Raw genomic sequence first — 19,125 nt, 5'->3', positions numbered from 1 at the left:
TTAATCAAATAAATAAATGGCGTGGAAAGTTGCAAATGTCAGATATTTTTTGTAACTTTACACCATGAAAAAGAACGAGTTGATAGAGTTTCTGCAACGTCAGATCGAGTTCCTTCAAGGGCGGCTCGACGAGGCGTTGGCCTCTGTCAGCTCGCTTACTTTATCCAATGAAAAGCTGCAGTCGACCAACGAGAAGCTTGTGGCGACTGTAGATGAACTGCGCAAGCAAATGGCCTCAATGGAGGAGGCTATGAAAGGCAAAAGTGCGGAACTGAGCAAAGAGAAAGCCGCGCGTCAGGCAGTGCAGCGTCTGCAGGGCTCGCCGTCGGAGCGTCAGAAGAAACCGGTGACGACTCCTGCCACATCCGAAACTCGACAGCAGAAGCCAGAGAAGAAACGTACCAACAACGGCGCCAAAAGGAAGACGCATCCGGAGTGTGAGGTGGAGACCATTATAGTGGAGCCTGACAGTCCGGACTTCAATCCCGAGGCGGCGACGTTTATCGGCGAGTGCGATGTCGTGCGCTACGTCATGGAGCCGATGCGCTTCAAAAAAATTATCTACAAGGTCAGAAAATACGTGCAGGACGAGAAAATATACAAAGGTTCCGCACCCGCCACACCGCTGCTTAACTCGCAGTATACATCTTCCTTCATAGCCGGACTCGCCGAGCTACGCTATCTCCACTGCATGCCACTTGAAAATGCTGTCGAATACTTCCGTGCCCACGGCTTCGACCTTGACAAAGGCACCGCACAGAAGCTCGTAAGTAAGGTAAGGGTACATCTGGAAAATCTATACAAGGCGCTGGGTCAGGCAATAGTCGCGGACAATTATATCTGCGGTGACGAGACCTATCAGAAAGTGCGGCTGCAGGTGGCAACTCCTTCGGGAAGAAAGATCAAGAAAGGCTACATATGGGTGTTCGTCGGCATGACAACCGGGCTTGTGTACTTCTTCTATGACGACGGCTCCCGCTCGGCCGAAGTCTTCGAGCAACACATAAAAGGCTTCAACGGAGCCTTCCAGTGCGACTATTACTCGGGATACCGGCATATCGGAATCGGTGGGATGAGCGGGATAAAACGCTTGCCATGCCTGCAGCACATCAAGCGAAAGTTTCTCGATCTGAAAGACAATCCAAAGGCGCAGGAAATAGCAAAGCTCTTCGGACTCCTTTACCACTTCGAGCATCAGCACCGCATAGGCAAAGACGGATGGACGGCGGGAAAGCACCTTGAGTGGAGACAACGATACTCCAAGGTGATGCTCGAGAAAATCCGCATGAGACTGACAGCAGTCAAAGACCGCATCGGCGTGCCACCCGACGACCCGCTGCTCGCCGCCACCGAACATGCACTCAAACAATGGGACGAGATACCACGCATCTTTGCCTCACCCACCTACAGACTCGACAACAACGAAGTCGAGCGAATCAACCGCTACATATCCCTGACCCGTCGCCGACTTACAATCGGCTCCCACTCCGGAGCCGAAGCCGCCGCCCTGTACCACTCTCTTGCGATCACCTGCCACCGCTGCGGAGTCAACGTCTTCGACTACTTCTGCGACATAATCGACCGATGTGCCGCATGGCCGCCAAACACCCCGATCGAAAAATACCGCGACCTGCTTCCCGACCGCTGGAAACTCTCACAAAAATAGCCGCCCAAAACCTGGACGGCTATTTTTTTAAGCTATACCTGCTGTCGCGGACGGTTGTACTAGGTAACGAAACCTACCGGACGGCGTTCTTTCTGTTGCTTCGACTGGCTTAGAAGTTGGGTAAGGGCTTGATATAGCTCGTTGAACTGTGCATCGGTGCTTACCTCCAGTTCCTCGATGCGCCTTAACAGTTCCTCGTAGCCGATTACCATTTGGCGCATGAGGACAAAAGCCCGCATGATTGAAATGTTCACCTCTATGGCTATTTTGGAACGGAGAACCGAAGAAAGCATGGCTACGCCCTGTTCGGTGAAAGCCATAGGCATGGCTACACCGAAGTTATAATCAGGAGGTATCACATTTTGTGATACCCCTATGGACAACAATAAGTTAGCTTCCTCTTTGGTAAGAACAAACATAAAATCACTGGGAAAACGCTCGATATTGCGCTTGACCGCCTGCTTCAAGGCTCGTGTTTCCACTTGGTAGAGTTCTGCCAAATGATAATCGAGCATCACTCGGCAACCTCTGACTTCAAAAATTTTGTTTTGGATAATCTGTAAGTCCATAATCGTATATTTTAGGAGATTTAGTAATGTTGGAATAATAGGTAACTATTCAGCGAAATCCTTTCTTGATTTTCAGACGCTTACCAATGCGCCAATTTCATAAATCACAGAAAATGGATGTTATTTTTGTTGGTCTCAAAAACAACACATTTTATAAGTCATTGATTATTAGTATTATTCGTTTTACTTATTCGCTGAATAGTTACAATAATAGTGAGGACTGGTCACAAATTGTGACCAGTTCCCAATAATCAAGATTACATGGCGACTTCCTTGTAAATTTTCTCGATGCCGACAAACTTCTTGTCAAGCCCCTGCATATCGCTGCCTATCTTGCTGTTAGTGATGCGGGCATAAATTTGTGTCGTTTCGATATTGGTGTGTCCCAGCATCTTGGAAACCGTTTCAATGGGTACGCCCTTTGATAGTGTGGTAGTCGTTGCGAACGTGTGGCGGGCAAGGTGGAATGTCAGGTTCTTTTTAATTCCGCATACATCGGCAATCTCTTTCAAGTAGGCATTTAGCTTCTGATTGCTGATTATGGGAAGTATCTTGCCATTCGGTAACTTGCCCTTGTACTTCTTCAAAATCATCTTGGGAATATCCAACAGGGGAACATTAACGTCCGTATTCGTCTTTTGCCGCTTTGTCATTATCCAAAGGTTGCCGTCAAAGGATTTGCGGATATTATCTTGCGTAAGCCCGGCTACATCTATATAGGCAAGCCCGGTGAAGCAGGCAAAGATGAACAAGTCCCTGACGTGTTCCAGCCGTTCGGAAACCATTTTCTTTTTAAGGATGATTGTTATCTCGTCCTCTGTCAGATAACCTCTGTCCACTTTTTCCAGCCGGATTTTATAATTGGCGAACGGGTCGTTCACCAGTATGCCATTGTTGCGGGCAATGATGATAATGCGCTTGAAGAACTGCATGAACTTGGCGGTGGTGTTGTAACCGCACTTGCAAGCGGTACGCAAGTATAACTCAAAATCGGTAATGAACATCGGGGTAATCTCCTTAATGGATATGTCCGATACGTTGTACTTGCTTTGAATGAACTCGGCAAGGTGGCGGCGGGTGACTTCATACTTACGGTAGGTCGCTATCGTCTTGGATATGCCGACCAACTGCTTTACATCGTCATTGTGCTTTTGGAACAGGGTAAGGATTGTTTCGTGGCTCTCACTATGACCTAAAAACTCGTTCTTCACTTTCTCGGCGGTCACGTAGTTGTCACGCCGCTGCATTTCGTGGTAAATGGTATTCAGTGATGCGTTTATATCATCCAGCATACGGTTTATGCGGCTGGCTTCCGAAGTACGTCCGGTAGCCTTGCCCATTTTACCGTCCCAAATAGAGGGCAGCACGTCCAGTTTAGTGTTAAAACGGCTCGCCACGCCGTCCACTGTAATACGGGCGAAAAGGGGGTACGCACCGTTGGCTTTCTGCTTGTCTTTCTTTGCGTAAAAGCAAATGTTGAATGTCGATTTCATAACTCACTTTTTAAGTTGCAAAACTATTGTAATTCTCTAAAAATGAGTTCTATGCAGGCAAGCCAAATAGCGACAGGACTTCGCCAATTTCGGACAATCTGTACCCCCTTTCCGTTTTTGTTTGTCGGGGGTACGAGTTAGGTTACGAACTTTGTCTTTTAGGGGCGAAAAGGTGTACTTTAAGGCAGACACAAGGGGATAAAAAAGTCCCACAAATCATTGAATTTGTGGGACTTGTCTGCTTACTGTCCGGTATTGTCCGGTTTGTTCAGCGGAGAGAGAGGGATATGAAACTACAGTAATATATTATATCAAATAGAGTCGCATATTTAACTATATCTCCATAATATCAGTTATTTAAGCGGAATTAGGAGTAAAATAAAATAAATTGGATTTCGATTGATTGAATGAAAATTTGTATGTAATTTTGTATGGGTAAAATTGAGACAACCTCAAATACATACAAAAGAATCGTTCATGGATAAATACAAGCATCGCGTCAGCTTCCGATTGGAGAAGCGTAAAGATAAAAATGGAAACTTCCCGGAGGAAATGCCGATAAATGCCGACATTACTTTTGGCGGCAAGCGTATATGGTATTACTCCGGGTATCGGATTGCCCCGGCAAAATGGGATGAAAAGGCTCAAAAAGTGAAGCGCAACAACTTCAACAGTGATGATGTGTCTGCCTCAGACATTAATCAACGGCTGATTAAGATTGCGTCTGCCGTTGACGATGCTTTTGCTCAATTAGAGCTGAGAGAGGAAGAGGCTACTCCGGCCACAGTCAGAGATGAAGTAAAAAAGATACTCGATGAAGAGAGGTGCACCCGACTGACAGTATGCCAGACTTATGATATTCTTATTGATGAAAGGGAAAAAGAAATAAAAGAGACTCCTGCCACCGCTCAATGGTCAAAAGGTACGCTGACAAAGCATAAGACCATGCGGAAGCATCTGTCGGGTTTTCGAGCCACATTATATTTTGAAGACATCAACGATGAACTGCTTGCAAAGTTTGAGCTGTACCTAATCGGCAAGAGGCTCTCCAACAGCTATGTGTTCAAGTCCATGAAGGATATCAAGACTTTCCTTAACTGGGCCACTAAAAAGGGCTATAACCGCAATATCAAATACCAAAGCTATCAGCAACGTTTCCATGATGAGACAACTTCCGATACAGCAGTAAATCATTTCGCTCTTACTCCGGAGGAATTACAGTCCATTATGACTTTTCCTACCCATAGGCAAGCTATTGATCGGGCAAGGGATGTGTTTGTGTTCTGCTGTTTCACAGGGCTAAGGTTCTCGGAAGTTATGGCCTTAAAAAGGTCAAACATGGATGGGGATATACTTGATACGACAGCGCAGAAGACCAGACAACGAAAAAGAATTCCCCTTGCAGAAGACGCCATGCGTATTTTATCAAAATACCCAGCCGCACCTGATGAGGACGATCCGAGAATATTTCCCAAAATATCAAATCAAAAATTCAATTCACATCTAAAAGAAGTCGGGAAACTTGCCGGAATGACAGGCGATTGGATTATAGAAACACAAAACGGACGCTCTCGGACACGAACCACTGTAAAGAAATATGAGGCACTGGCCTCTCACTGCGCCCGAAGAACCTTTACAACCCTTTGTCTCCGTAAAGGAATGTCACCGGAGGATATTCGCGCAGTCACAGGGCATACTACGGCCAACATGATGATGAAATACGTCAAATTTGACGACGAAAGCAAGAGGGAAAAGATGAATCTTCTCAACAACAGCCATAGTCACGGTGTTGAAACCGTCTTTGACCATGCCATTACCGATGATGAAAGAATTCGTCTTGGCATACCGACGCGTGAAGCTTATCTTGAAATGTTCGAAGGCGATACTGCCTCCGTCAATGCTCACCTCGCAGTCCTCGCTCATATCCGTGGCAACCTCGATGACCGCGCCAACTACATCAAGCGTCTTCCCACAGATAAACTCAACGAAGTCCTTGAAATCATAATGAAACTATAAAAAAACACCCTATTTGTTTACTTATAAGTAAAACATTTTTCGTACCTTTGCGTTTACAAAGACAAAGCACATATCGATTATGAGTGAAGCAGAACTTATACAGCTGAACAAAGACCGTAATTGCACCCTCTACACCATTCAGTTTTATCACTGAGGATAAGGGTGAGTATCTCCGTTTCTATAACCGTTTTAAGAATGATGCGACCTATAATGAGGATTTGGCCCGTATAGCCAAATTCGTTGAAAGCATCGCCGATCTTGGCGCATTGGAGCGTTTCTTCCGGCCTGAGGGAAAGATGAGTGATGGAGTCTGTGCGCTCCCGGTTGTAAAATCGAAGTTACGGCTATATTGTCTGCGACTCTCTGACAGCATCCTTATTCTCGGTAATGGAGGGGTCAAGAAAACACGCACCTATGATGAAGACGGCGAACTGCGCGGATTTGTAGTAACTCTGCAAAACTTTGATAAACTTATCAAAGAAGGTGTGAAGGACGGCACTATTACCATATCCGAAAATGAAATCGAAACCGACAAAACCTTTGACATATGAAGACTGCATTTGAAGACTATAACAAAATCGTGGACTCCATACCAGCATCTATTCATAAGGAAGTAGAGATGGAGATGGCTGTTTCCAATAGAATCTATGAGCTTATGCAAGAGAAAGGTCTGTCGAAAGCTGAGTTTGCCAGATCCATAGGAAAACGCCCTTGCGAAGTTACCAAGTGGCTTAGCGGCCAGCACAATTTCACTCTTGCTACCCTTGCCATGCTGTCCTCCTTCTTCGGACAGCCGATTATATCAGTTCAATAATTGACGTATGCAAATGAAAGCAATGATTTCAAGGACTCATGATGAATATGTTGCTTATTTTTTTACTTTTGCAACCGTAGAACTGTATATAGATGAAAACGACAAACGATTTCTTCATACCTGATAATGAAGTCAAGCTCCCGGAGGAACTTGATTACAGCCGGGTGGATGAATATCTCCGCTCGGCAGAGGCGTTTTCTCGCTCCACATATCAGAGCGTCTATATCATCGACTATTTCAAGCAGAATTTCCTGTATGTGTCGCCTAATCCGATGTTCCTGTGCGGTTTGACACCCGAGCAGATGATGAATCTTGGCTATCGTTTCTATCTGGAATACGTGCCAGAAGATGAACAGCAGTTTTTGATTGATCTGAATGAAGCAGGATTTTCATTTCATAATACAATTCCGGTCAAAGAGCGCAAGGACTGGTATATCTCATACGACTTTAACATACTTAACGGAGGCAAGAAGATTCTCGTTAATCATAAACTCACTCCTCTTGTATTGACTTCCGACGGTCGTATATGGCTTGCGCTCTGCGTGGTATCGGCATCTACCCACACATCGCCCGGTCATATTGAAATGCACCGTGTCGGCACACCGGATTATGTTGAATACAACCGAAACACACGCCGATGGGATAAGCGGCAAATGCCGACCCTTACCGACGGGGAAAAGGCGGTGCTCACTTTGTCGATTCAGGGCTACACCATGTCAGAGATTGCCGACAGAATATGCCTGTCGCCAGACACCATCAAGAAATACCGCCAGCGCATATTTGAGAAACTTGATGTGCGCAATATCTCCGAAGCCATTGTTGCAGCTACAAATAACAAGCTACTCTAAATTCTTGCACAAATAGAAACGAGAGAAGTGTTTTACCTCGCGCCCGACGGCGATGTTGGCTGCTATCCGTGCGCATATATGCGCTGCGGTTTTAAGTGCGGCATTGCTCGTTACGCCGTTTCTGATGTCGGATAATGAATCACGCAACCACTCGCAACCATCTACATTCCAGAAAGCACAGTACCCTGCCATATATGTTGCCGCCCATTGCCGGAGGTCAGGTTTGCATATTATATCCCTTTCATCATCGGGCATAACTACAATCACACCGGCTCCATTTACAAAATCGAATGGCAGTATTAAAGGAATGTCTGTTTCCTTTGACATACAAGAACTGCCTTCGTTGACATTCTCGGCAATAACATCGAAATTGCTTATCGCAGGCTGCTTATTAGAGGAAGATATTATTTGAATGGACTCAAAGCCCAACTGTTGAAGTTCGGCCTTGATACTGTCAATAAACTCACCCACTCCAACGACTGCAATTCGGTAGCCTGCTATCCGGCGTTTTTCTTCGCGTGTCATACTCATTATTGATTTTACACTGCAAAAGTAGAACTATCCCCTTTGTTGTGCCATACCCAAAAGTGTATGTTTTCAACTCCCAACTCATTTGTCCACTTTTGGGTATGGCATGAATTTTTTAACAGCAGTAATTTTGCATCAGAAATTAAAAACAACACGAATATGAAAACGATATTCTCTTTAATTCTTGCTGTATTAGCCACGGCAACAACAATGGCTCAGAGTATTACCGGCAAAGTCGTGGACGAAACCAATTCGCCTCTTGATTTTGTGAATGTGGTTCTTCTGAAAGCAGACTCTACCTATATAGCAGGTACCGTTACTGATGAAAATGGTGTTTTCCTGTTCAATGAGAAACTGGATAACCCCAAATACGTAAAGGTGTCATCTATTGGTTGCACTAATCAGACCCTCAATATCCCTCCGACAGGAGACCTTGGCATAATAATCCTTAACCCTGAAAGCGTAATGCTCGGGGAAGTGGTAGTAAAATCCAACCGTCCTGTTACCGCTATCAAAGGTGATGCTCTTGTTACCAATGTGGCAGGGTCGCAACTTGAACACGCCGGTACTGCCAATGATGTACTTACACAAGTTCCTATGGTGCTTGGTCGCGACGGCAATTTTGAAGTATTCGGCAAAGGCTCTCCGGCTATTTATATAAATGGTCGAGAGGTGCAAGACCTTACCCAGCTCTCACAATTAAACTCGGCTGACATCAAAAATGTGGAAGTCATAACCAATCCCGGCGCTAAATACGATGCTTCTGTAAAATCTGTAATCCGTATCCGTACAAAACGCCCGCAGGGAGATGGCTTCAGTGGAACACTCCGAGCACAAGGAGTGATGCAAAAATATTTCCGCACAGTAGATCAGGCTAATTTCAAATTCCGAACTGGTGGTCTGGAATTATTCGGTAATTTCGGATATATAGGAGGAAAATTCCAAAGCAGCAACAGGGTTGATATGTTGACTCAATCATCAACAGTGTGGAATCAATTTCTGACACAAGACGGTTCCATGAGAACAAATGAATTCTTCGGGAAAGCAGGATTTTCGTATATGTTCAATGACAGCCATTCGATAGGCGCTTATTACTCTAATGGATTCACAAAGCAAAAATCTGAACATACAGGAATAAGCAGGGTATTGTCTGATGGACAGCCATACGACAATATCACAATGTATGGCAGCAGTAACAACAATACTCTGCCCAAACATCACGCCAATCTATACTATAATGGAGAGATCGGCAAGTTCGGTATTGACTTTAATATGGATTATATGTGGCGAAAAAGCAGAAACTCCATGTTTAACAATGAAACAAGCGACACTCAGGATAATTCGCTTGTAAACTCTCTTGGAGTTAACAGAAGTCGTATGCTGGCTGAAAACTTGTATTCAGCTATCCTTTTTGGAAAGGTGGTATTGAGTTTGGAGAAGAATACACATCATCGCGTTTCTCATCTGATTACAAAACCGACGCCTCTTTGGTAGGCGATGCTGCTTCAAGAGTTGACGAGAACAATATTGCCGGATTTGTGGAAATCGGTCAGACTTTCGGCAATTCAATTTAGGCGTTGGATTGCGTTATGAACATATAAAATTTGAATATCTTGAAAACGGACAGAAAAAGGAAGATCAGAGCAAGACCTATAACAATCTGTTTCCCTCGCTCTCGCTTTCAACTATGATAAAAAACGTGCAGCTATCAATGAGCTATACCCATAAGACCCAGCGTCCAAGCTATGCAGACCTTGACGGCACAGTGGATTATATCAACCGTTTCACCCTTGAAGGTGGCAATCCGTACTTAAAGCCGGAAAATATACATTCTGTCGAGCTTATGGGAGCATGGCGCCAGTTCTTCGGACAGATAACATATACCTATAAGAAGGATCCTATAATGAACACGACATACCCCTATGCTGATGATGCCGAGGTCAAACTTATAACGATGGCGAATTTCCCCAAGATACAGAATCTTCAGGCGTTTGTCGGCGCACAGTTCAGGGTTGGTGTATGGCAACCTAAAGTAAATGTTGGAGTTATGAAACAGTGGCTTTCTATTGATTATGCCAATGGGCGCAAAAGACTTGACAACCCCATAGGACTTGTGCAGTTCCAAAATGCAATTCATATGCCCTATGATATTTGGCTGAATGTGGATATGCAGTGGATGAGTGGCGGTAACGATGACAACACTAAACAAACTTCATCGTCATATCTCAATGCCAAGCTTTATAAGGCGTTCTTCAATAATCAGTTTAGCGTGACTTTGGAGGCCAACGACATCTTTAATAAGAGCAATCGCGATGCCACTTTGTTGAACAAGGATGTAACCATACATAAGTTCAATACGACAAATAACCGCACATTCATGCTGACACTGCAATATACCTTTAATTCTTCTCGTGACCGATACAGAGGTCAAGGTGCAGGTGCTAATGAGTTAAACCGTTTTTAGAATTATATATGAGAACATTAATAACCGCACTAATTCTGATAGCCATAAGTATGGCTACAAATGCAAAGCCTCAATGCCAAGGCTTCAATAATTACGATGACAGGGTGACTATCGTCTTTACAGACGACAAAGCCGGAGAGCAATATACTATTTCCGATGTGAAACTCACTCCGGTATGGAGAGGACAAGAGTATCAGGCGACTTCGGTTAAAGCAACCGTAAAAGACGGTGTCTCCACTGTGACCCTCGTCTTTCCCCACATCACCCAGTTCTCAAATCCGAAAGTTACTCTTCGGATCAACGGAAAGAAAAAATCTTTCAATGTTTGCCAATAGCATATTCAATACTATATTTGAAACAGCTTAATCATATAATCGCAACCCCCTCGGCCATGAGTGCCGAGGGCGAAAACAACAAAACAATAATGAAACAAAACTTTAGAGCGTTATTATTGACAGCAATTCTCATCATTCCATTCGGCATTAAAGCTCAGACATGGAACTTTGGGATTGAGGCGGGATATGTCAATAGTGACCTTTCAGTAAGTGAGAGTTCGGCTAAATCAAGAAATGGATTTAAGATTGGTGGTAACGCTGAGTTCACACTTCGCAGTAATCTAAGTCTTGAATCCGGGGTGTCGTTCATCAGAAAGGGAGCTACCGTCACAGGACGTAATATGATGAATACGGCTATAAGCTCTATCAAATTTGCGGAGATGGACTATTTACAGATACCTGTGATGACAGGATACCGATTCAATGTAGGCAATGGTTTTTACTTAAAGCCGGAACTTGGTGCTTATCTTGCTGTAGGAATCAATGGAGATTCATTTGTTACAGGATTAGACCCGTTTAATCAGCCATATGAGAAAAGAGTCCACACATTCAGCGGTGCAAATGGTGTTTCCTATCGTCCATGCAATAGGGTTGACGGCGGTCTATCATTCGCTATCAACGCAAAATGGCATCATATTGGATTAAAAGCAGAATATGATCTTGGTCTTGCCACTGCATCTTATTATGGCAATGGGAAACAAAGATGTCTGTCTGCTTCAATTATCTATTGGCTATATTGATTCGAGAAACAGCTTAATCATATTAATAGTCAGGTCCTCGGCAGTGATGTCGAGGACTTGACTGTCTACATTGTAAGTCGGGTGCCGGACTGACGGTCGTCGATGTCATCGTAGCGGGAGCGGTTGCCGACTTCGTGCTCGCGCTTGTAGCCGGATGAGCCGGAACTGACATTGAGGGAAGAGAGTGCGTTGGCAAGATTGAATGTGAACACTTGCGAGATTTCCGGGGAGTAGTCTTGTGGACGGGAAGGGAGAATACGGACTCCGGCTTTGGGCTGGGTATTCTGCCTTATCCTCTCTTTAACCGCCTCGGCATCCCTTCGAGTAAGATGCAGCATGGCTATTGACATCAGGAAGTCTTGTCTTGCTTGTTCATCGGAATGGAGAGAACGGAACTTGGATTCCTCCTCCGAAGTTAATTCGATCAAAGGCATATAGCCGTCAGTCAAGGCAGCGCGGAGGCAATAGTTACCGTTTCTATGTTTGACAACGGCCATGCCTTTTATTCTCTCTTGATGGTTGTGTATCGGATAGCGCATGAGATATTCGGTCAGTATCTCCTCGGAGAACATCGTGGCCGCTATTGTCAGGCCTACATCTTCGCGCTCGTCGTCTTTCACGCCGTTATACCATGCGTACTGTCTCGGAGAGATTGGTTTGCGGTACGTCGAGCCGTCTTTGACATTGATGAGGTACAACCGTCCGCGACAGCAGGTATAGCTTAAAAAAATAGCCGTCCAGGTTTTGGGCGGCTATTTTTGTGAGAGTTTCCAGCGGTCGGGAAGCAGGTCGCGGTATTTTTCGATCGGGGTGTTTGGCGGCCATGCGGCACATCGGTCGATTATGTCGCAGAAGTAGTCGAAGACGTTGACTCCGCAGCGGTGGCAGGTGATCGCAAGAGAGTGGTACAGGGCGGCGGCTTCGGCTCCGGAGTGGGAGCCGATTGTAAGTCGGCGACGGGTCAGGGATATGTAGCGGTTGATTCGCTCGACTTCGTTGTTGTCGAGTCTGTAGGTGGGTGAGGCAAAGATGCGTGGTATCTCGTCCCATTGTTTGAGTGCATGTTCGGTGGCGGCGAGCAGCGGGTCGTCGGGTGGCACGCCGATGCGGTCTTTGACTGCTGTCAGTCTCATGCGGATTTTCTCGAGCATCACCTTGGAGTATCGTTGTCTCCACTCAAGGTGCTTTCCCGCCGTCCATCCGTCTTTGCCTATGCGGTGCTGATGCTCGAAGTGGTAAAGGAGTCCGAAGAGCTTTGCTATTTCCTGCGCCTTTGGATTGTCTTTCAGATCGAGAAACTTTCGCTTGATGTGCTGCAGGCATGGCAAGCGTTTTATCCCGCTCATCCCACCGATTCCGATATGCCGGTATCCCGAGTAATAGTCGCACTGGAAGGCTCCGTTGAAGCCTTTTATGTGTTGCTCGAAGACTTCGGCCGAGCGGGAGCCGTCGTCATAGAAGAAGTACACAAGCCCGGTTGTCATGCCGACGAACACCCATATGTAGCCTTTCTTGATCTTTCTTCCCGAAGGAGTTGCCACCTGCAGCCGCACTTTCTGATAGGTCTCGTCACCGCAGATATAATTGTCCGCGACTATTGCCTGACCCAGCGCCTTGTATAGATTTTCCAGATGTACCCTTACCTTACTTACGAGCTTCTGTGCGGTGCCTTTGTCAAGGTCGAAGCCGTGGGCACGGAAGTATTCGACAGCATTTTCAAGTGGCATGCAGTGGAGATAGCGTAGCTCGGCGAGTCCGGCTATGAAGGAAGATGTATACTGCGAGTTAAGCAGCGGTGTGGCGGGTGCGGAACCTTTGTATATTTTCTCGTCCTGCACGTATTTTCTGACCTTGTAGATAATTTTTTTGAAGCGCATCGGCTCCATGACGTAGCGCACGACATCGCACTCGCCGATAAACGTCGCCGCCTCGGGATTGAAGTCCGGACTGTCAGGCTCCACTATAATGGTCTCCACCTCACACTCCGGATGCGTCTTCCTTTTGGCGCCGTTGTTGGTACGTTTCTTCTCTGGCTTCTGCTGTCGAGTTTCGGATGTGGCAGGAGTCGTCACCGGTTTCTTCTGACGCTCCGACGGCGAGCCCTGCAGACGCTGCACTGCCTGACGCGCGGCTTTCTCTTTGCTCAGTTCCGCACTTTTGCCTTTCATAGCCTCCTCCATTGAGGCCATTTGCTTGCGCAGTTCATCTACAGTCGCCACAAGCTTCTCGTTGGTCGACTGCAGCTTTTCATTGGATAAAGTAAGCGAGCTGACAGAGGCCAACGCCTCGTCGAGCCGCCCTTGAAGGAACTCGATCTGACGTTGCAGAAACTCTATCAACTCGTTCTTTTTCATGGTGTAAAGTTACAAAAAATATCTGACATTTGCAACTTTCCACGCCATTTATTTATTTGATTAACAAATTATTAAGCCTTATTTTACGGCCATTCTGAAGCGATTTTCGACCATCACCTTCACAGGCGTGAGGCCCCTCATCAGCATATAGAAATCGTCCCATTGGAGCCTGCGCACGCCGTCATCGCCCTTTTTGAGCACCTCCCGGAAACGGCCTCGCGACAGTCTTTTTGTGTACATCAAAAATCCGTCGCCATCCCATTTCAACGCCTTCATGGTCTTGCGGTCCTTTGAGAAAAACACATACACATCGCCCGATGCCGGAGAATGCCCCTTCCACGACCACACCATCTGGGCCAGACCCCGGATGCCGTAGCGCATCGATACCGGCTGCCGGCATACCCAGAGCCGCATATCCGCCTCAAGACTCCACATCACTCCTGCGTGTCATGACATCCACCAGAAGCGCCAGCCCCTCCGCGCTTATCTCTCCCAGACTCACGCCTCGGCCCCAACCGAGTTCGATGTGCACGTCACGCACGACACTGGTGGCACCGACATCCCGGCTCTCATCCGCAACCTGAATACCGGGAACCTTAACCTCCCGGAATAACGGCCCGCCACCTTCCCGCGACGAATCCGGTCTCTCCGGCAGACTGCGTTGATAATCGCTTATGCTGATTTTGCGGCGCCGAAGCCACTCATAAAGCCGCTGGACGTTGACGCCGGTACCGGCACAGAAACGGTTCAATGCGATATAGCCGTCTGTCTCGCATTGATTCTTGTAACGCGTCCATGTCTCTGAATAGACATCGGACAAAGACTTGTTATAACCCATGATTCTTTTTGTCGACAAAGATACAACTCTCTTTCGGAGTTCGTCAATATGCTATCGCGGATGGTTGTACTTGATGAGCATATAGTTTCCTCTGCTGTCTTTGCCCACCTCGACAGTGAACAGGTCGCGGTACACGTCAAGCGGCGATGGTTTCCTTTGTGGTTTGATGGCGAAATCAATAAGCTCCGACAGTTTCATCACCTTGCTGCCGTCGAAGGCAATCTTTTCGGCATGGTCGATTATACTGTAGCCTCTCACCCTGCCGTCCTTGTCCTTCTGGAAACTGATGTCTATGCCAAACTTTGTCTTGAGAACATCAATGAGAGTCTGTATGCGCTGGCAGTTCTCCTCGCTCAACGGCTTGCCGTGGTTGTCAAGTATTTTGCGGATGTCGGTGTTCAGCTTTGCTTTTACCGGCTTTCGATTCTTACCTTTTGACACTTTGACATTATCGACACTTTGACATTTTCCCTCGGCTATCTCGCTCTTGTATTTCCGGATTATGGAGCGGAGCTGTGTAGCGCGGTCTTTTCGCTTCGGGCTGTTCCTGGTGATTCGATTGAGGATGTCACCGATGGCGATATTCCCGGCGTCGCCTCCACACTTGAACAGTCGGTAGCCGTCGAGCGATTTCTCTATCTTGTAGCCGTGAGTCTTGACGATATTGGCAAACTGACCCTCCGTTTCATAGTCGTAACAGAGAATCCGGTCAATATCTTTTTTGATGTCAGGAGATAGTATGCGGTTGGCGCACTCGTTAAGCCTGCGCCTGTCCTGATGGTCAGGTATGGCATAACCGTTAGGCTTTATTCTCGTCGAGAGAATATGCACATGATTATTGCCGGTATCATGATGGGCGTAAATGAAATACGGCTGACGGGCATAGCCCATACCCACCATAAGCTCACGCGCAAAGTCGGTAAGCTCTTCCGGCGACATGGCGCGTCCTTTCACTGAGGCCGACACATGGAACTGGAAACGTGTTGTCTTTGTATTGCCGTAGGTCTTAGAGTTTTCTTTCATATACCTCTCGACTTCAGCCGAGGCATCAAGGCCGAAGCGGTGCAGCGTCTCGACATTGTGACGCAACGCCTCGCTGACGTTCTCCATCGCCATAAGGGTTGCCACACCATCAGCAATCTTTTTCTCGTTATATCGAGCGCCGGGGAAACCGCCGCCGGACACATCGTTGAGCTTCTTGACTATCATTTTCCTGAAATTATCATGTTATAGAGGTATGTCAGCATCTGTCGGATTTTATCTGTACCCTCGCAAAACTGACCGAAGGGAAGAAGATCTGCCGCCCGCAACGAGTAAGGATTCATTTTCTGCTGCTCGTTGATGTGCTTCGCAACCTGATTGGTGTTGGTGCCGGTTCTTTCGATGAGCTTGATAGCGGACTTGATCAAAGCAATCATACGGGGATTGTCGTGGTCAGTGACTGGCTCCTCGTTGTATTTGAGAGTAGCGCATCGGACAAACGCGCTGAGATTACCGTCGGTATATCTGTCGGCTCCTGACTGCATTTTTGTGTGGGTCTGCGAATCGACACGTATTTTTATAGTAATGGATTTTTTATCGGGCATAGAGATTAACTTTTTAAGATATTATGGTTTGATAGATTGGTTGATTGAATATCTGATACAATGAAGACTATATGACTTGGTATAATGATTGCTTGATGATTTGATGAACTGATACCTTGATGATATAATATCTTAGTGACTCGATTGTCTGATTATCCAATGCTCCATTACCCGATGACTTATTGTCCAATGGCTCATTATCATATTATCCAATGTATCGATTATCCAATGTATCGATTATCCAATGTGACGATGACCGATAAACCGAAGTATCACGGTTCATGATAAATGCGATATTAATAATCTATCAATCGCATATTTTCAGTTTATCATCATCCATTTTTCAGTCTATCATCGTTCACGGACAATGTATCATTAGATAAAAGACTGCGAGTTTCGAGCGGGATTGACCCTCACCTCGGGGGAGGCGGGATAGCCGTTGTGGACACAAGCGGCATATCTTGCAAAGCAAGGTTTATACTCCAAATCAGGCGTGAGCAACCGGGGTATCTCAGTCAGTTCGACCTCGGTCGAAAATGTCATAATGTCAAAAGTTCATAGTGTCAGCTCAAGCGTCATATTTTGCGATAGCAACCGTGTGACTTTTTCTTCACGAATCCTCGGCCTCCGTCTCTTAGGAATCTCTTGACCGAAGATTCCGAGATTCCGAGTTGCAGGGCTTCCCTGACTGCCTCGGCTGTGGTGAACGAATCCCTGAGGTTTCCGAGTAACTCGGTGAACCGGTTGTCGAGGATGCCGGGTTCAATCTCCGGTGCAATCCGGCTCTCCATGTTTCTGAAATATTCGGTGAGCTTAATGGCGAGTTCGGCGGTTCCCGGTTCAATTTCATCCATGCCCGATTCTCCACAGATGCCGTGCATAATCTGTATGACCAGACAGAAGCGGACGAGATAAGTTTCCAGTTTGCCGCACAACGCCCTGACAGCATCCGAATCCGTTTCAGCATAGACCTTGTTATTGACCTCGTCTTTCCACTGAATTATGCGGAGCTTCGACTCTTGGGAAAGCAGTAGCTCTATTGAGGTTGCTTTTCCCTCTTGGTCTGTTGAAGGAGTAGCAGCTACCACCTTTCGGATAATTCGCTCCCATTCTTCAAGAACGCTGTCAGGCATGGCGGTGTCGTTCCACGACGACATCTTGTCAATTTCGGGATAGACTTTCAGGAATCGGGATGAAAAGCCATTCATCATTCGCTTGCCGCCGAACTGTTCGCCCAGACAACCGGGCTGTGTAGTGCCAATAATAGAACAATAGGGATTGGCGAGAAAGATATGCTCGTTGTTTGACTTTCGGCTGTACTTGAAAGGCGTACCGCTGAACAGACTGAGAAAGTAGCCCTCGTCTGAACCATTATAGCGGTTGAAATTGGAGAGGAGGCTGTCTATCTCATCCTTGTAAATCAGCACTCCGCGCGGATTGTCGCGCAAAGCTCCGATAAGAGCCTCTACGGTGGAATCAACCACTACATGGCATTTTCGCTTAGGCATCTTCATTTCTTCAGGAAGAGAATGTCTCTCACGCTGCTTTGCCGACATGCGTTCCCATCGGCGGTAGGTTTCCATCTCCTTGCAATAGATCATGTCATACTCTCCATCGAGTTTGATCAGAGGTGCGACCGCCTGTTGCAATGGAGGTGTCTTGCCGCAGCTCGGCGAACCTACAAGCACCATGTAGATTATCGGTCGGCTTATCCATCCGGTCATGAAGCGGACTGACCAAGTGTTGCCCATAGCAGCCGCGAATACTGTAAGGAATGAAGCCGAAGAGAAATCGACATTATAGTTCTCATACTCCTCAAGAGCCTCTATTATGTCTCGGATAGCTTTCGGGAATATCTCTAAAGGGAAAGAATAATCTACGGCATCCTTATTGACGGACTGAGATGCGCCAAATAAAGACGTATCGTCATCTTCGTAAAGTCCGCAACCGGCTTCGGCAGCTCTGCGTTGACGATTGATGTTGTTGAATGTTCTATACATTGTTGTGATTGAGTGTTTGGAGTCAGACAGTTGCCGGGAGTTACACCAATGCGTGAACACAATGGTGTAACTCTGACAATAGGGCATGAGGATATAAAACACATCCCCGTTACTGTCTTCCGGTTAATGTCTCTTGTTTGGTTTGGGTTTAGCCGAAGCGAGCTGCAGAGCAAGCTCGGCGTCAATCACAATCTTGCGGCCCACCTGCGTTATGGCCTTGTCGATGCGTCCGCTTTTCTTGATACGGATAGCTGTCGGTTTACTACATCCGAAAATCTCGCATATTCCGGCAATGCCGTAAACATATCTCTTTTCGGTCGGAGTTTCCTGTGTAGAAGCGGTATGGCTGTCGAAATGGGCTGTCTGCCGGGAGAGAAACAATAGCTCTTCCCCTGTCATCTGCCACACCGGTTTTGATAATAATGGCTGTATTTCCATATTGGTGTGATGTTAAATTGTTGGGAAAAGTTCGCTAAAGGCAACGTAGGGCATTAAAGACAACTGTGTTCGCTAAAGGCAACATGGAGTATGGCCATACTAGGTTTGTCTCTGTGAGACTCCGCAAAGTTAATATGACTTCATGAGTCATCAAGAAATTCGGAACACTTTTCTTCAAAAAAATCTATGACTTTATTTTTGACCATAAAGCCCTATAAATAGAATATTCCGAAATTTCAGACACTTAGCCGATTTATGTTTACAGGCTTATGCTCGTATGCAACAAAAGTGGCACGGTAAAGACATTCCCAACAAAAGCAAATGACCTAATATGGAACGTGAAAAAGTATCGTGATGGTGTGAGCGAATGAAGCAACAGCCCAAACAGAGTATGGATTTAAGCCAAAATATACAGGGCATTGAAGTCTGTGGATGA

Annotated in this window: 21 protein-coding genes; 9 read left to right on the top strand and 12 right to left on the bottom strand. The window is 46.3% G+C overall.

The genetic code is table 11. The features are described from left to right. The first annotated feature begins 64 nt into the window (after positions 1-64). The gene (gene tnpC / locus E7747_RS11780; protein ID WP_136413423.1) at positions 65-1,666 is read left to right on the top strand and encodes an IS66 family transposase; all 1,602 of its coding nucleotides are present in this window, start codon (positions 65-67) and stop codon (positions 1,664-1,666) included. Between the two features lie 59 nt (positions 1,667-1,725). On the opposite strand, the gene E7747_RS11775 is transcribed toward tnpC (E7747_RS11780), so the two are convergent. Both E7747_RS11775 and E7747_RS11770 read right to left on the bottom strand, forming a co-directional pair. Beyond that, positions 1,726-2,235, bottom strand: a complete 510-nt coding sequence (locus E7747_RS11775) for an ORF6N domain-containing protein (protein WP_136416127.1) — start codon at positions 2,233-2,235, stop codon at positions 1,726-1,728. Between the two features lie 257 nt (positions 2,236-2,492). Then, positions 2,493-3,728 (bottom strand): site-specific integrase, encoded by a 1,236-nt coding sequence (locus E7747_RS11770; RefSeq protein WP_065538234.1) that lies wholly within the window; start codon positions 3,726-3,728, stop codon positions 2,493-2,495. Between the two features lie 477 nt (positions 3,729-4,205). Between E7747_RS11770 and E7747_RS11765 the strand changes: the two genes are divergently transcribed. The 4 genes from E7747_RS11765 (at position 4,206) to E7747_RS11750 (ending at position 7,406) form a co-directional block, all read left to right on the top strand. Further along, on the top strand, positions 4,206-5,744 hold the full coding sequence (locus E7747_RS11765) for a site-specific integrase (RefSeq protein ID WP_136416125.1): 1,539 nt from the start codon (positions 4,206-4,208) through the stop codon (positions 5,742-5,744). A 218-nt stretch (positions 5,745-5,962) separates the two neighbouring features. Then, positions 5,963-6,295, top strand: coding sequence for a hypothetical protein (locus tag E7747_RS11760; RefSeq protein ID WP_136416123.1), 333 nt, complete (start codon positions 5,963-5,965; stop codon positions 6,293-6,295). After that, positions 6,292-6,558, top strand: coding sequence for a helix-turn-helix transcriptional regulator (locus E7747_RS11755; RefSeq protein ID WP_136416121.1), 267 nt, complete (start codon positions 6,292-6,294; stop codon positions 6,556-6,558). Before E7747_RS11760 ends, E7747_RS11755 begins: the two co-directional genes overlap by 4 nt. A gap of 92 nt (positions 6,559-6,650) precedes the next feature. Then, a complete protein-coding gene (locus E7747_RS11750) occupies positions 6,651-7,406 on the top strand; it encodes a helix-turn-helix transcriptional regulator (RefSeq protein ID WP_136416119.1) in 756 nt (251 codons plus the stop codon). Here the strand turns inward: E7747_RS11750 and E7747_RS11745 are convergent. After that, positions 7,398-7,931 carry a hypothetical protein gene (locus E7747_RS11745; protein ID WP_136416117.1) on the bottom strand — a complete coding sequence of 178 codons (534 nt, stop codon included), beginning with the start codon at positions 7,929-7,931 and terminating at the stop codon, positions 7,398-7,400. The two genes, E7747_RS11750 and E7747_RS11745, sit on opposite strands and share 9 nt — an antisense overlap. Before the next feature lie 162 nt (positions 7,932-8,093). Here E7747_RS11745 and E7747_RS11740 point away from each other — a divergent pair, with 162 nt between their 5' ends. The 4 genes from E7747_RS11740 to E7747_RS11725 are packed head-to-tail and all read left to right on the top strand — an operon-like array spanning position 8,094 to position 11,473. Next, positions 8,094-9,428, top strand: coding sequence for a carboxypeptidase-like regulatory domain-containing protein (locus tag E7747_RS11740; RefSeq protein ID WP_168185327.1), 1,335 nt, complete (start codon positions 8,094-8,096; stop codon positions 9,426-9,428). Positions 9,429-9,468: 40 nt separating this feature from the next. Further along, positions 9,469-10,398, top strand: coding sequence for an outer membrane beta-barrel family protein (locus tag E7747_RS11735; RefSeq protein ID WP_136416113.1), 930 nt, complete (start codon positions 9,469-9,471; stop codon positions 10,396-10,398). A gap of 8 nt (positions 10,399-10,406) precedes the next feature. Then, positions 10,407-10,733 (top strand): hypothetical protein, encoded by a 327-nt coding sequence (locus tag E7747_RS11730; RefSeq protein ID WP_136416112.1) that lies wholly within the window; start codon positions 10,407-10,409, stop codon positions 10,731-10,733. A 17-nt stretch (positions 10,734-10,750) separates the two neighbouring features. After that, positions 10,751-11,473, top strand: a complete 723-nt coding sequence (locus E7747_RS11725) for a porin family protein (protein WP_136416110.1) — start codon at positions 10,751-10,753, stop codon at positions 11,471-11,473. A 65-nt stretch (positions 11,474-11,538) separates the two neighbouring features. Here E7747_RS11725 and E7747_RS11720 read toward each other — a convergent pair whose 3' ends face one another. From E7747_RS11720 to E7747_RS11685, 9 genes are all read right to left on the bottom strand, one after another. Continuing rightward, positions 11,539-12,093 carry a hypothetical protein gene (locus E7747_RS11720; protein WP_168185325.1) on the bottom strand — a complete coding sequence of 185 codons (555 nt, stop codon included), beginning with the start codon at positions 12,091-12,093 and terminating at the stop codon, positions 11,539-11,541. Positions 12,094-12,225: 132 nt separating this feature from the next. Further along, positions 12,226-13,827 carry an IS66 family transposase gene (gene tnpC / locus E7747_RS11715; RefSeq protein ID WP_136413423.1) on the bottom strand — a complete coding sequence of 534 codons (1,602 nt, stop codon included), beginning with the start codon at positions 13,825-13,827 and terminating at the stop codon, positions 12,226-12,228. A 78-nt stretch (positions 13,828-13,905) separates the two neighbouring features. Next, positions 13,906-14,262, bottom strand: a complete 357-nt coding sequence (gene tnpB, locus E7747_RS11710) for an IS66 family insertion sequence element accessory protein TnpB (protein WP_136413421.1) — start codon at positions 14,260-14,262, stop codon at positions 13,906-13,908. After that, positions 14,249-14,665 carry a hypothetical protein gene (locus E7747_RS11705; protein ID WP_136413419.1) on the bottom strand — a complete coding sequence of 139 codons (417 nt, stop codon included), beginning with the start codon at positions 14,663-14,665 and terminating at the stop codon, positions 14,249-14,251. The genes tnpB and E7747_RS11705 overlap by 14 nt, the downstream gene beginning before the upstream one ends. A 51-nt stretch (positions 14,666-14,716) precedes the next feature. Further along, positions 14,717-15,874: a relaxase/mobilization nuclease domain-containing protein gene (locus tag E7747_RS11700; protein ID WP_136416106.1), complete on the bottom strand. Its 1,158-nt coding sequence runs from the start codon at positions 15,872-15,874 to the stop codon at positions 14,717-14,719. After that, positions 15,871-16,251, bottom strand: coding sequence for a hypothetical protein (locus E7747_RS11695; RefSeq protein WP_136416104.1), 381 nt, complete (start codon positions 16,249-16,251; stop codon positions 15,871-15,873). The genes E7747_RS11700 and E7747_RS11695 overlap by 4 nt, the downstream gene beginning before the upstream one ends. A 375-nt stretch (positions 16,252-16,626) precedes the next feature. Further along, entirely contained in the window at positions 16,627-16,794 is a 168-nt protein-coding gene (locus tag E7747_RS16640; RefSeq protein ID WP_168185324.1) for a hypothetical protein, read from the bottom strand. A gap of 32 nt (positions 16,795-16,826) precedes the next feature. Next, positions 16,827-18,251, bottom strand: a complete 1,425-nt coding sequence (locus E7747_RS11690) for a DUF3987 domain-containing protein (protein ID WP_168185323.1) — start codon at positions 18,249-18,251, stop codon at positions 16,827-16,829. Between the two features lie 123 nt (positions 18,252-18,374). Next, a complete protein-coding gene (locus E7747_RS11685; protein WP_136416100.1) occupies positions 18,375-18,689 on the bottom strand; it encodes a DUF3853 family protein in 315 nt (104 codons plus the stop codon). Positions 18,690-19,125 lie beyond the last annotated feature (436 nt).

The organism is Duncaniella dubosii (genome assembly GCF_004803915.1).
In the GTDB taxonomy this organism is placed as follows: domain Bacteria; phylum Bacteroidota; class Bacteroidia; order Bacteroidales; family Muribaculaceae; genus Duncaniella; species Duncaniella dubosii.
The sequence above is the reverse complement of the archived record's forward strand: the minus strand, read 5'-3'. Positions and strand labels throughout refer to the sequence as shown.